Source organism: Granulicella paludicola (genome assembly GCF_025685545.1).
GTDB classification, from domain to species: Bacteria; Acidobacteriota; Terriglobia; order Terriglobales; family Acidobacteriaceae; genus Granulicella; species Granulicella paludicola.
On the sequence record NZ_JAGSYC010000024.1, the window covers coordinates 310678 to 323497 of the forward strand.

The window sequence follows — 12820 nt, forward strand, 5'->3', positions numbered from 1 at the left end:
CAGTTGAGTCGACCGTCTTTCAGGGCGGCCTGCGTGATCGCATCGTGATGGCTTCAACTTGGTCTAGACGAATCTCCAGAGATGAAGCGACAAAGCATGAGCGCTTTGTCGCAAACGGGAAACCTCTGAAGTCTTGCGGCATTTGTCGCATGGAGAGGTAGCGAAGGAATGAACCCCGCGGTAAGTTTCGTAGAAGGCTAGCTCGAACTGGAGTTACTTCTCTTTGGGATGCGCTCAAAAGAGATCTCCGATAATTCGTTTGACGCGATATGGGTCGTTTTGTATGATCGCCTTGTTTTCACATCCACCTGAATCTTTTGCAGGCGTCGCGCGTACGTGACGTCGGGCCCCCTTGGACGCCTGCAATCTGCACCTTGAAGGGACCCAATGTCTTTGTCACGTGGCGCTCTCGCGCGGTCGATCTTCCTTCCTGTCGTTCTGTTGTCTTCTGTATTGACGACATCTGCATTCGCGGCAGTCGACAGTTCTACCCCTAAGACATCGAAGCTTCGCCCCAGCAGCCTTTCGCAAAATGGGATTCCGGTCGTGTTTGAGGAGAACGTCGGCCAGCTGCCCGCGGGCACGCTCTTTGCCGGGCGCGCACAGGCCTACAGCATTCAGGTAAAGCCCTCTTCGCTGAGCTTTGCGATGACTGGCAAGTACAGCTCACGCAGGATCGACATCGATTTCAACGGAGCGCAGCCGGCCCAGCCGGTGGGCATGGACCAAGCAGCTTTCAGGACAAACTATTACATCGGGAACGATCCGCAGAACTGGCACACGGGAGTACGCAACTTCGATCGCATCGCGTTGCGAGGTCTCTATACTGGAATCGACGCGGAGTTCTACTCGCACAATAGTGTGATCGAGCATGACTTCCTGCTGGCTCCGCATGCGGACGCTTCGTTGCTTTCCATGCACCTTTCGGGTGCGAGCGGCGTGCGGCTTGCGGAGAACGGCGATCTCATACTCGACGCGGATGATGGCTACCTGCGCCTGCACAAACCGCAGGCATACCAGGTTCTGGCGGATGGATCGCATCATAACGTCGCAGCGAACTTTAGTCTTTCTCGCAAAGCACAAGGGACCGCAGACCTGACTTTTCTGCTGGGCAGCTACGACCCTTCACGTCAGCTAGTGATTGATCCTGTCATCACCTACGCCACGTATGCTTCGGGCTCTGCCGGATCGGTTTCGAGCGCCATCGTTTCCGATGCCAGCGGCAACGTTTACCTCACAGGGTACACAGGCTCTTCCATTGCGAGCTGGGCGGCGACCACCACTTCTGGATCGAGCAGTCCAGCCGGCGGGAATTCGGACGCCTTTGTTGCCGAGCTCTCTTCGACCGCGAACGGCTCTTCTATCGCGTGGCTTAGCTATATCGGTGGTGCAACCGGAGCTACAACAGGTGCAACGGCGGCCCTTGCGACTCCGCAGACAGGTAAGGTCCTTTACATCGGTGGGTATACGTGGGCAACCGATCTCCCAACACCGGGCGGTACGACCTTTCAGACGAACCCGACGCACAACCACAGCCAGTTTGGCTTCGTGTCCCGGTTTGATACCGCCAGCGGCGCTCTCGTTGCGACGACCTACGTAGAAGGTACGCATGCGCAACTCACGGCCGGTCTTACTCTGGTCAACAGCATTGCAGCTTCGCCGGATGGCACGAGCCTCGCAATTGGTGGTGTCACCACCGGCGCAGCGTTTCCCGTGACCACGAACGCTCTTGTAAGCACAGGTCTGATCGCTGCTATTGCGGATACAGCCACTACAAAGGCCATTGTCCTGCAGCTGGATAGCTCGCTGAAGACCCAAAAGTATGGGACCTACCTTGGCGGCGACATGGATCTCGGTACCACCCTTACGGGTATAGCGATCGATGCCGTCGGCAATTTTTATGTGAGCGGTTCCACCTTTGGCGATTTCCCTAAAGCTGGCACATACGGTCCCGCCTTGCTGACTGCGATTTATCCGCCACCCACGGGCGGCGGCGACCAGAACGGATTTGCGGCGCAGCTCGTGCCCGGAGGTTCGACCACCACGCTCGGTTTTAGTTACTGGACCGGAGGTGGCAAGAATGACGTTGCCACCGGTGTGACTCTTGATGGTGCTGGCACGCTATACGTCTCAGGAAATACCAGCTCTACCGACCTCGTCGCCAACGGCGTCGCCTCGACTACCTACACTGCAAGCGGCAACGTCATCACGCCACTGAACACGCTTTACCCGACTGGAGCTACGCAGTCAGGTTTTCTCGCTGAAATTGATGCAACTGGCAGTCTTCTCACATCGACCTTCATTGGCGCATCGACCACCGGATCAAGCACTTCGCTCAACTCGGTGGCAGTAGACGCCCAGGGCAAACTCTACCTCGCGGGTGGTACGAACGGACAGAAGGCATCCTTCCCATCACAGACAAGTGCGCTTGCGGTTGTCTCTCCCTTGCTCCCTGGCTCGCCCGTGCCTCAGGACCTCACTCAGGACAGCGCGCCGCCCACCCTGATTCAGCGCGGATACGTGATGCAGCTCGCCCCGGCGATCGCAACAGTGTCGGGCCTCGCCTACGTGGGGCCATCGAATGGCACTGCTGCAGCAGTGTCTGTTGCCGTGGACAATACGGCCAATGCCTATGTCGCCGTCATCGATACACCTGCTGCGGGCGGCTCGGACTTTGTGACAGCCTCGGCAGCCCAGCCCGGTCCGCAGGTGACCGACGGAACTACGACCTCCGGTTACGTGGCCAAGCTTGTCTTCGCCGCGGCATCAACCGGGTCCATCGTAGCTGGCGGTAATACCCAAAATCCCGGTACCGCCGTCTTCACTTTGCCACTTACAGATAACGAGACGCTTGTCTGGAATATCAATGGCGCAGGCACCACCGGTGGTGGGTCCCCGGTAGTCTTCAATCTGCCCTTCAGCACGTATCTGACCCCGTATACGCTGAGCATGTTGACCTACAACGGAGATGCCGTTACAGGCACTCAATGCACGCTCGGCACCTCCACGCTCGCCAGCGCGGCTCCAGGCATCACCTGCGTCATACCCAATCTGGCTTCCGGAAGCGTTGGCACCTTCACTCTCAACGACACCCTTACCAATGCGGTCTTCAACGCCGCGACCGCCGCCCAGACCAGCGTGACGATCTCGGCGGCAGCCTTCGACGCGCAGGGAGACAGCCTCGATCTTACGCAGACGTTGCCTATCGCTCTAGGGCCCACGTTCACCATTACAGATACGGTGAACGGAGCACAGACTGCCACCGTGAACGCAGCTGTGAGTGCGCCCGATACGTCAACGCCGAACAGCGCTGTCACCTACTCCTACATAATTACGAACACCTCTAGCGTGGATGCCCAGGACGTGAAGCTGGTGACGAACCTGAGCACCTCTTCGTCAACGTTCAGCATGACCTCGTGGACCTCGTCGACCGGTTGCAACCCGGAGACCGCCTCCTCGGGTTGCGATCTTCCCGCTGGTAAGACGCTGACGTATACCGCGACCGGCTACTATATCGGCTCCCAGTTCACCAACCAATCGGCCACCACCTACACATCGAACACCAGCGCTCCGGCGGTCAACGCATCACATGCTGCGCCGGTCACAGGCACCGCGCTCTCGGTCAACATCTATGGCAACGCCACGCTGGCCGTGGCGCTTACCACCAGCGCGTTTACATCTCCCACCGGCTTCCGCCTGGGCGACACGAACGTGGCGATCACAGCGAGCCTCTCCAACACCGGTGTCAACACGGCTGGTTCAGCCACGGTCACGCTCACCCTCCCCAAGGGTTTCGTCGCAAGCTCATCGTCTTTCACCGCTGGCACGGGCTCCGCTGCCTGCGCTCAGGCGCCCTTTACGTCCTGCACCTTCACGAATATAACGGTTGGCAAGAATAGCGCTGTCTTCACCGTCATAGGCAGTTTCAGCGATACAGGCACTGCTGCCGATGCCGTCGCCCCGCCCTTAACTTCGGCCACCCCCTCGGCTGCGACGGTAGCGAGTTCTGCCACCTCGGGTTCGGTCAGCGCCTCAGTTCCTGTCGGAGGCATCACGGTGCCGGCCGTGGGAACCTATGTAAACCTTCCCGCCACCGGAACAACGAGCGGCTTCACCGTCTCCCGCTCAAACGGTCTTACATTCTCCCTGGGGGCGACCATCCCCGCAGCGACTCCACCGCTGCCAAGCAATACCGTCAATGAAGTCAACTCCGGCAACATAGCCGACACGGTCGTCTACACAGCGACTCTGTCCAACCTTGGTCCGTCGGTGGCGCGCGGCGTCTTCTTCACCTTCCCGCTTCCCGTCTCCGCGACGGGAACCACCGCAACGATCTCCAACCTCACAGCGTCCTATTCGAGTCCGGTCAACCCAGCCAACCAACTTATCTGCTCCTCTGCCACGTCGCTCGTCACCTGTTATGAAGCTGACCTGCAGACTGTCGCGACGACGCCCGTCGTAACGCCCAGCAATCTCACCTATACGGTGAGCTTCAACGCCACGTTCCCGGAAACCACCGTTCCTCTGACGACCACCTCCGGTATGACGACTGTCTCACAGAGCGGCAGTACGTACATGGCTGCGGCCTCGGGTCTGAATAGCCCCAGCTTCAGCAATGGCAACCCCACAGTGATTACCGTTCAGCGTTCAACCAAGATTGTGCAGGTTGAGTCTCTGTCCCCATCCATTCACCCACCCGCGGGCTACCTTGACACGTCGGATCTGAACCTTGACGAGCATACGGTGGGTAATGTTGCGGGGAACAACGATTCGATCACCTTCACCTCGGTCGCATACAACGCGGGCGTAAACGATGCAGCCGGAGTCAGCATCAGCATTCCGGTGCCACCCTATTTGCTGGTTTTATCGGCTCTGCCCGCCACCTGCACTATCAACGGTGTCTCCGCCGCGAGTGCGGCTTTTGCGCCTCCCTACAACACGGGGGCTTCCGGGATCACTCTGGTCTGCTCCTCGGCAAGCGCCACGACGCCCGCAGGTACCGCCAGCCAGCAACTCACCGCGTCAGGTACCTCCTGTGCTTTGAACTCCGCAGCCTGCATCTACGTCAGCTTCCTGGCGAAGTTTGCTGATGCCCCGCCGACAGCGACCCTCGTCGGCAGCGCTACAGTTGTCACTAATCCGACGATAGTCGGCAGCAACATCCGAGCGACAGTGCCGGCCTTCTCGGGCATCGTGTCAGGCAATAACGTCGACACGGGATCGTCGACCGGCTCAGCTCCCTTCGGTGTGCAGCGCGCCGCTCACCTGCTCGAGACCTATACCATCGTTCCGCAGGTCCACGCACCCGCTACCTTCAGCGATATAACCGACATCAATCTTGATGAGCACGTAGCCAACAACGCCGCCGGAGTAAACGATGTGGTTCTCTTCACCTCGTCGACTTCCAATACGGGTGTCAACTACGCGCTATCTACTTCGGTGGTCCTCCCGCTGCCGGCTTACCTGGAGCTTTTCAGCCTGCCAACGGGCTGCACGATTACGGGAGCTTCCTCCACGATTCCAACGGCTGTGGCCCCGTACTTTACGGGTGCGAATGGTGGCTCTCTCAACTGCGTTCCGCCCGCATCGACCGCGATCACGCCGAATCCTGTCGCTGGCGTCCTGCAGTACGCGGGTACCTGCGCCGCTGCCATAACAGCACAATGCTTCTATGCCACGTTTACTGCGAAGTTTGTAGACGCCAGCACCGCTGCAACGATCGTAGGTAATAACCCAACGGCATTGGTTACTCCCTCGGCTGCGGCGGTCACGGGTATGTTCTCCGACTCAAACACAAACAATACGCCGAACATACCCACAGCCTTCAACGTACAGCGCGCGGCGCATCTACGCCTTGCCACGACCAACCCAATCGCCACGACGTACACAGACAACAGCGCTCTGACTCTGGATGGAGCGACCCCGATGATCGGTCAGGCTGCGTATCGAGCGAACGCCCTCACGCAGGCGGTTATCGGTGGAACAGTCTACAACTGCATCCGCTATACGGTTACGGTCGTCAACGAAGGTCCCAACTATACGAATACGCCGACGTTGAATTACGCGATCACGCAGGCGCCGTTCACAACCGCACTCCAGACGGTAGGCGCAGCGACGACGCAGGGGCCGGTCAACTGCGCGATCGGCGGTGCTTTCGGTGCACTTGTGCCAGCTTCGGCTACGCAGACACTGGCGATCGGCCCGGTTCCCTACGGAAACGGTACACAGACGCTGGTATTAGATGGCTACTTCGGTGTGTCTGCGCTGGTCGGCGTCAACAGCGCGATCTCGGCTTTCCAAACTGCTGCTTTCACCCAACAGGACTACAAGGATAGCGACATCAATGGAACCAACGCGAAGGACTATCTTGCGGCCAAATCGGTGGAAGTTGTTAATACTCCTGTCACCAACACCACAGTGGGCGGATTCACACTTACGCCCACGGGCACCACGCCCGCCGTCAAGCTGATCTTCACCAACGTCACGGCACCAGGCATCACCTCTTCTGTAGTCTCAACCTCCTCTCTCACGGCGGGCCCGTTGCCTGCAGGTAAGTCGCCGTATCCGCCAGATGCCAGTGCGGTCAAGCCGCTGTATCAGGTCGGACAGAATCCCCGCGTATACATGGTGCCAACAACTGCGCTGGTTCCCACCGTCGGTTCCAACCCCACATCTGTCTGCATCACGGCGCTTGCCGGCAGCCTGCCGGACCTCTTTGCAAAGCCCGAGCGCACCCTGCTCTGGGCGCTGCAGAACGTTCCCGGGGGAACCACCTATAACCCGATGCCAACACCGCTAACGATCTCAACGAGCGCAGCGGCTCCTGCACCCGGAGACATCACCGTCAGCGTCACGCCCAGCGGACTTACGCCCTACGCGGCCGTGCCGAACACCATCACCTTCCCACAGTCGCCGCAGGCTCAGCCCTCGCAGCTCTGCGGCCAGGTCAATGGATTCACAACGTCAACGGTCAAGCCTGCAACATTCGCTGTGCTTGAGCCAGTCAACTTTGCACCCTATGTTGTGGCGGCCACGACCAGCGTCTCCGCGCAGCAAGGTAAGGGATCGACTGCTGCGCAGACTGACATCTTCCTTCAAGTCAGCAACTCACAGACGCACGACTTCAACGACAGCGATCCCTGCTACATCGCAGGCACACGCAGTACCTGCAACGATAATCCCTACCTGTACGCGTTCGTCTTCGGCGGCGGCAACACCGGCACGCTCCCCACACCTCTACTGGTGTCGTCTCTGCTTACCGAACAGAACTGCAACTCTGGGTCCGCATGCCCGAATGGCAGGAATCTGTTGCAGGCAAACCTTTCGGCAGGCTCGGAGGCCTATGTTGCAGTGGCTGACCAAGTCACCGGTGCCGATACTTTCGACGACAAAGTCGTTGCCTCGGGCGCTTACACGGCTAATCCCTTCACCACGCAGGGCAACTTCCTCACCTCAAATGCTGCCGGAGGCTACACGGTCTGCGACCCTGGCGTAGCCTCCGGCTACTACGTAATTACGACGAAGGCCTGTTCCGTCATGGTGCCGGCCGCCACCACCGTGGTTCCATCGGAACTCTATCTCGCGGCCGGCTCTGCAACGAGCTACACCATCGGCAATGTCGGCGCAGCGCAGGTTACAGGCTCTTCAGGTGGTACCGGCTTGATTACGTTGCCGTATCCTGCGTCTCCGTCAACACCGTTTGCGCAGGTCCCTGTAAATCCAACGGCGTCGTCGACTTCGACAACGCTCGCCCCAGCTATCGCCTACGTCACACCGGGTCAGACTGCCGGCTTCATCTGGAACTGGCTGAACGGTTCGGTCGAGCAAAGTCCAAATTCGATACCGCAGGCCTCCAAATACAACTACACACTTGCCTGCACCGCAGTCACCTCGCTATCCAATGTCACGCCGGTATCTCTGCCCGCGGGAACCACTTGCGGCATCTCCACCTCTGACCCAAACGCGCTCTCGCCGCAGACCTTCGCTTCGAATGCCGCCAACTACGCGCCTACTATTTATGTCACAACCACTGGCAACCTCTTTGCCAAACTCACTTCGCCAGTTAGCAAGCAGATAGGCGGTCTGTTTAGCCTTGCCATGCTGCTGCCGATTATTGCCTTGCGGCGCCGTCTTCGCAGAGGGATGGTGCTCACGGTGATGCTGTTATCGCTGGCAACCGTTCCCATGCTCACCGGCTGCGGATCATCCGGCAATATGCAGCCGACCTCGACGAACGTCACCCCCACAGGCACCTATTATTTCCAGGTAACAGCCACCGCCACTTCGACGACCACCAGCCCTGCTGCGGTCTACTCCGCTGTGTTTGAGGTTGTCGTACAACCCGCCAATTGAACCGCGCCCCGGCAGCCCAACGCAGGGCCACCACTCATGTTCCCTTCGTCTCCCGAATTTGGATGTTAAGTAGGAAATGGACCCCTCGAAGCCTGTAACGCAGATTGGAAAATACGCAGTCCTCGCCGAGTTGGGCAGGGGCGGCATGGGTGTGGTCTATCGCGCAGAAGACCAGATGATTGGTCGCGAGGTCGCGATCAAGACCTTGACGGAAGCGACACCCGAACTGCGTGAGCGCTTTCTCATAGAAGCTCGCTCCGGTGTACTGAACCACCAGAATATTGTCACGGTCTACGATTTTGGCGAGCAGGACAACAGCCCGTACATCGTGATGGAGTTCTTGCGCGGCGATTCTCTGGAGCGCATCTTGAAGTCCGGCCGCACTATGCAGCTGGTCGAGATCCTCGATATTGTTCGCCAGGTCTGCGAAGGCCTGGGCTATGCCCATTCCAAGGGCGTCGTGCATCGTGACATCAAGCCCGGCAACGTGATGGTGCAACCAAACGGCCACGCCAAGATCGTGGACTTCGGCATCGCGCGCCTGGAAAAGGAAAAAGGCCATACACAGACTGGTGCCGTCATAGGCACCTTCCATTACATCTCTCCCGAGCGATTGAAGGGCGAACCCTCTGACGGGCGTGCTGACATCTGGGCCTGCGGCGTGATGTTGTACTTCATGCTTACGGGAAGGCTGCCGTTCCCTGGGGAAGACATCTCCGCATCGCATCGTGTGGTGAACGAGCCGTTTGAACCGATCTCGAACTTTGTCTCCAACGTGCCTGCTTCGGTGGAAGCCGTCGTGCAGCGCGCACTGGAGAAGAACCCGGACGATCGCTACGACGTAGCCGAGGAGATGGCGGGTGATCTTGAAGCCATCAATGAAGGCCTGAAACGTTCGCGCGTCGGCGAGGTTCTGATTCAAGTCAAGAGCCTTCTCGACCGAGAAGAGCTCACCGAAGCTCGTCCCATGCTGATGGATTTGCAGCGACTTGACCCGCAGAACACCGAAGTCAAGCGGCTCTTGCGTGAGGTACAGGACAAGCTCTCGCGTCAGCAGAAATCCGAACAGATTCGGCAAATGGTGGTTCAGGGCGATAAAGCCGTCGAAGCCCGCAACTTCCTCGATGCAATGGAGCTGTATCGCCAGGCCAGCAAGCTCGATCCGACCAATACCGATCTCGCGAACAAGGCAAACAATGTCCGCGAACTCAAAGATCGCTTCGATCGCGTCGAGACACTAAAGAATCAGGCTCGCGAGGCCAGATCCCGCAACGACTTCCATAGCGCTGCGCAGGCCATCAGCGAGGCCATCACGCTTGACTCCAGCAGCACCGATCTTCGCAATGAGCACGCCGGTATCCTGCAGGAGCAGGAACGAGCCGCCAGGGCGGGCACACTTCGCAAGCTCAAAGAGCAGGGCCGCCAGCAGCTCGGCGACCATCAGTTCACGCAGGCCGTGCAAATTCTCCACTCAGCCCTCGAGCTCGATCCTAAAGATGCTGAGACGCAGCAGCTCTATCAGGACGCGATCGCGCTGCAAGAGGAGAACCGACGTCGCAAAATCATCGAGCAGATCGTGGTGGAGATTCAGGACCAGATCTTCCGCGGAGAATACGATCGCGCTCTTGAGCTCATCAACCGTTCCCTCGAGAAGCTGCCGGGCGAATCGCAGCTACTCCGTCTGCGCGCCGAAACCCGTAAAAAACAAGAGGAGTCGCTCGCTCAAAAGCTGGTTGAAGAAACCTCCATCAAGGTGCAGAGCCTCTTCCTTACTGATCCACAGGAGGCCTTGGCCTGTGTGCAACAGGCGCTGGATAAGATGCCCGGCGAGCCCTACCTGCTGGAGATGCAGGAGCGCGTCGTCACGCAACTGAAAAAGGCTAACCTCGACGGCCTTCGAGCGCAGTACCTGAAGCGCGCCCAGGCCGCACTCGACGAAACAGATTACTCGCAGGCGATCCAGACCCTGGAAACGGCGATGCTCGACTGCGGAGAGAGCCCCGAGGTCCGCGGTCTCTACGACTACGCGCAGGCGGAAAAGAAGTCCAGCGAGCATCGTCGCACCACGGGCGAGGCCATCCAGAAGGCGCAGCAACTTATTGGCGAAGGCGATCTGAAGGAAGCCATCGAGGTCTTGACACGCGCCACTCAGGAGACCAACGATCCTGCCATTCTGCAGATGCTGCGGCAGGCGCAGGAGAGGTTCGATGAGGTCGGTCGTCGTGTCGATGCCGTCCTCGGTCGCATCCAGACACTGAGCGCGACAGATCCGGCACAAGCTTTGCAACTTCTTCTCAGTCAGCCTCAGGCAATCCAGCAGCATCCGCAAATGCGCGCGCTGCGCTCGAAGCTCGATGCGCGCAGCGAGCAGGAACAAACGACAAAGACAGCCATCAGTCGTTCTGGCGAGCAGCTGAAGCAACTGCAGTATCGCGAAGGTCTCGATACGCTTGAAGCCGTTCGCCAGGCCTATGGAGATTTTCCTCAACTTGCGAACGCAATTGCAGATTACAAAATCCAGCGCGCTGCCCTCGCAAAAGACACGTTAGGTCAGGCGATCACATCGGGAAGGCAGGCGCTGCTGGCACAGGAGGCTCGACGAGCCATCGATATTCTCAGCAAGGTTGGCCCCTCAGCAGAGTTCTGCGAGAAAGATCTGCAGGCAGACTGGACGCGTCTCCTGGAAGAGGCCACACGTGCAGCGAAGCTGAAGCGTGGCGACACGGCAAATCTGCCCATCGTTGTCAAAGGTACCGGCATCGCCGGAAAATGGATTGCGGTCGCCGTCGCTGGCGTTGTCGCCGTTGTCATCGCTGCGGTACTCTTTCTCCGCCAACCCCCACCCGTGGGCACGAGCTATCTGCAAATGAACGCGACGCCCTACGCTGAGGTTGTCAGCATCACACCGTCCAAGGGCTCTGCGCTCAAGCTCGGAGAAGGCAGCCACATGACACCGCTTCGCATGGATGCTGTCGCCCTCGGAACTTACAGCGTTGTCTTCCGCGGTGCAGATGGAAGCAGTCACACCGAGACCTGCGTCGTCAGTGACGACTCTCATCTTTGCTCGATGCAGTCCACGCCGCTTAGCGATTCAGACATCGACGCCATCGTCAAGGGAGCCCAATAATGGCGGCTTTCTTGCAACGCGCGAACCGTATCCTCGTTCTGCTGCTGCTCGTCTCCAGTTCGCTCTCCCTGCGCGCGCAGGATGCCAAGAGTTTCTTTGAGAAGGCACAGACCACAAGTGATCAATGCCTCCAGATGCAGTATGTCTGCAAAGCTTCCGAAATGGACACAAAGAAAAAAGACTATCGCCAGGCTTGCGATGCCAGCCGAGCTTCGCTGGTGGCCAGCGATCGCGACAGCCTTAAGAAGGCGCACGATGCCTTCGACTCCAGCAAGTTTCCGCAGGCCACGCGCTATGCGAATTACGTCTGCAAAGCCAACGCAGAGCAGTATGCAGAGGCGCAGCAGATCGTGAAGGATGTGCAGAAGGCGCTGGCACCGCCCGCTCCCGTAACGGCGGTAGCGCCTGCTCCTGCCGCCCCTGCAGTCGTGGCGAAGGCCGATCAGAGCAGCACGTTCCTCAAGCAGGCGAAGGATGCATTCGACGCAGGCAGCTTCGATGCGGCGCGCTCCGCGGCGGGGCAGGTCACTGATCCCGCGCTCAAGTCGATGGCCAACGATATTCTCGCGAGCATCTCGCGGTATCAGGCTGATCTGATGGCTGCGAAACAACACGAGGCAAACGGTGACATCGACGGCGCCATCAAGGGCTATCAGGTTGCTCTTGGCATCAACGCTCACGTTCCCGATGGGACGGCGGCACATCTGCAGGAGCTCGAGAATAAACTTCATCCGGCGGCAACGCAGGTTGCGAAGGGACAACCCCCACCGGCCAATCCAAAAAATCAGCCCGCCAAGCCCGTGGAAGATCCGGCAGTCACGGCGGCGCATCTGCTGGATGATGCAGACAAGGCCAAAGCTGCCGGCAAGCTTCAGGATGCCCTGAAGCTATACGAGGCCGCCATCCGTATCCAACCGGGCAACGTCGCCGCTACCACGGGTAGAAACGCTGTACAGGCCATCATCAGCAGCGATCCTGCAGAGCAGGCAAAGACGCTCACCCAGGCGATTCGCGACTTCTACGCGACGAAGTACTCTGATGCTGAAGACGAGCTTTCGTCCTATCTTTCCTCGACGAATGTAAAGTCGCGCGGCGTCGCGCACTTCTATCTCGCGGCCACCCGGCTCTCTCGTTCTCTGCTCGATCGCCCCGCGTCGCCGCAGAGCGTGCAGGCGGCCCTTCACAATCCTGAGGTACAGCGGCTCTTCAAGCAGTCAAGAAGCGAGCAGTACAAGCCTGTCGAGCGCTATGTTTCGCCGCTTATCCTGGACGCGTGGCGAAGCTCAAGCGGCAGCCCGTAGCGAGGCGGCAAAGCAGTTGAATCGTAAGTATTTCGGACAT

3 protein-coding genes are annotated in these 12820 nt (G+C 59.0%); all 3 read left to right on the top strand.

Annotation, left to right across the window (positions count from 1 at the left end; all coding sequences use genetic code 11):
• Window positions 1-387 precede the first annotated feature (387 nt).
• The 3 genes from OHL14_RS10645 to OHL14_RS10655 all read left to right on the top strand — a co-directional run bounded on the left by OHL14_RS10645 (window position 388) and on the right by OHL14_RS10655 (window position 12780).
• Window positions 388-8352, top strand: coding sequence for a beta strand repeat-containing protein (locus OHL14_RS10645; protein ID WP_263379324.1), 7965 nt, complete (start codon window positions 388-390; stop codon window positions 8350-8352).
• A 76-nt stretch (window positions 8353-8428) separates the two neighbouring features.
• Window positions 8429-11479: a serine/threonine-protein kinase gene (locus tag OHL14_RS10650; RefSeq protein WP_263379325.1), complete on the top strand. Its 3051-nt coding sequence runs from the start codon at window positions 8429-8431 to the stop codon at window positions 11477-11479.
• Window positions 11479-12780, top strand: coding sequence for a hypothetical protein (locus OHL14_RS10655; protein ID WP_263379326.1), 1302 nt, complete (start codon window positions 11479-11481; stop codon window positions 12778-12780). The genes OHL14_RS10650 and OHL14_RS10655 overlap by 1 nt, the downstream gene beginning before the upstream one ends.
• The last annotated feature ends 40 nt before the right edge of the window (window positions 12781-12820 follow it).